The sequence below is a fragment of the Blautia caccae genome, assembly GCF_040095955.1.
Taxonomy (GTDB): domain Bacteria; phylum Bacillota; class Clostridia; order Lachnospirales; family Lachnospiraceae; genus Blautia; species Blautia celeris.
This window is the reverse complement of record NZ_JBBMFP010000062.1, coordinates 1-2072: the sequence shown is the minus strand read 5'-3', so window position 1 is coordinate 2072 and position 2072 is coordinate 1. Positions and strand designations below refer to the sequence as shown.

The window sequence follows — 2072 nt, the reverse complement described above, 5'->3', positions numbered from 1 at the left end:
TATACTTCCGAAACCCTCTTGTTTCTTCCTTCTTTTGGTAATTCTATCATAACACAAATGAAATTCCGTGTCGATGTATAATGATGTCTAATTAGTACACCCCTATTTAGAAGAAACACATCCAGCGTTATTCCCTTCCGGCGCTCAATTACAAAAATGATTAGCGTAATGATTGTGGGAATTACACACTCTTTTCCCTACAGTCTCCTTTTCTTATCAGACTGCAGCTTTTGGATATTAATCCTACAGAAGGTACAACATACCAATCGTTTTGGAAATTCTAGATTTTACGAATCTCAGATGCAATGCCAGCAGATAAGCCACCACAATAGCAATCACCACTGTCACTGCCACAATATAAAGGGTATATAGCAAGTTAGAGCCTTGTCCGTAAAGAAATAGGTGTAATTGGCCAAGGTAAAATCTCCTGTCTAACTGTTCTGAAAGCTTTAAATCACGGCCGTCACAATCGGGTAGGCCACCGTCAGTATCACCACCAGGAATGCCGGAAGAACCATCACATAAGCCATCAAATTTTTTTCAGATTTTTACTCATGTATCAATCCTTTCCTGAATTATCCCAGTGTTCCAATCTCGCTGGTTAAATTGTAATGCCCCCTAAACCGAACTTCTAAATATCAAATACCAAAATACATAGATGTATTTACAGAGCCACATATATGTCAGAATGAATTTGATGCACGAAAGGGTCAATGTATATGGGAAAAGCGGTATAACACTGTCATGCTATACCGCTATCCTAAATTTAAAAGTATCTTTATGAAATCCCTAAAAAGGGGGGGCCTGGTAATCCTCCGGGAAGATCTCCACAAAGCACAGTAACGCCGGACCAGTCCGGGAAGTATAATCCATATGTCATTTCGGCATGAAACAGGGCATTGTGGATAAGCGTATTGCAAACACAAATTAATTGATACTACCACAGGCAGATTACTCATCTTTCATCCGTTTTTCTTATCTCCAGATATTTCACATAATCGTTACATGAAATCACGTCCCCGATCAATCTCCGGTTCTCCGGATTTCTCAGATTATAGAAATATACTGGCAAATGATCGATTTCTTCGCCCAGGTCATCATATATGGTACAAAACACTTTGTCGTATTCATTTTCTATTCTGCCCTCACCAAAGAAGCCTTCCATCAAATCTACTTCATTCTGGACATCATCCGGCACCTCATGAATCTCACCCAGAACCATCTCATCTCCTATCGTCAGAGCAGGATACGCTTTACCCCTGATAGCATGGAGCGAGCCTTTCACATAAGCATAGCGCCGGAATGTATCATGAGCTTTATAATAGTACTCATAATTATACATACCCACACGAAGTGTCCCATATACAAACACTCTTCTCATCAGTGTGTTGCACCGCCCATCACCTTAATATCCGTAGGTGTGTCTACAATTGCCTCAATTGCGGCTTCAATACCCTCCACCAGTACATCCTGTGACATGGACGGCATATTCTTTTTATCTATTACCTGCTGGGGCAGGAATGGAATATGGATAAAACCACTGCGCTTTCCAGGATATTTGGCTGCCAGCATATGACAGACCCCGTATGTCACATGGTTGCAGACAAAGGTACCCGCCGTATTGGATATGGATGCGGGAATTCCTCTGCTCTGAATCCGCTGAACCATGGCTTTGATCGGAATGGTTACAAAATAAGCAGCCGGCCCATCCGGATAAACAGGCTCGTCAATAATCTGATTTCCCTCATTGTCAGGAATACGGCAGTCATCCACATTGATACCTACCCGCTCTATGGTTATATCTGGTCTCCCGCCTGCCTGTCCGATAGACAAAACTACATCCGGGTCATATTTGACCACAGCCTCCTCGATTATCCGGAGGGACTTATGGCACACAGTGGGTATCTCCAGCTTGATAATCTCCGCCCCCGAGATATTATCTCTCAGTCTTTTTACCGTCTCAATGGCCGGATTTACCAGCTCTCCCCCGAAGGGATCAAATCCTGTCACTAATATTTTCATTTCTTTCTCCTTATCTGAATCCAATTATAAGCATAAGAATAATGTGAACT

Annotated in this window: 2 protein-coding genes; both read right to left on the bottom strand. The window is 42.2% G+C overall.

Going from position 1 to position 2072, the window contains the following annotated elements; genetic code table 11:
* Nucleotides 1–955: 955 nt before the first annotated feature.
* Nucleotides 956–1381, bottom strand: a complete 426-nt coding sequence (locus WMO65_RS26075; RefSeq protein WP_349064846.1) for a gamma-glutamylcyclotransferase family protein — start codon at nt 1379–1381, stop codon at nt 956–958.
* On the bottom strand, nt 1381–2022 hold the full coding sequence (gene pcp / locus WMO65_RS26070; RefSeq protein WP_171286773.1) for a pyroglutamyl-peptidase I: 642 nt from the start codon (nt 2020–2022) through the stop codon (nt 1381–1383). Before pcp ends, WMO65_RS26075 begins: the two co-directional genes overlap by 1 nt.
* Nucleotides 2023–2072 lie beyond the last annotated feature (50 nt).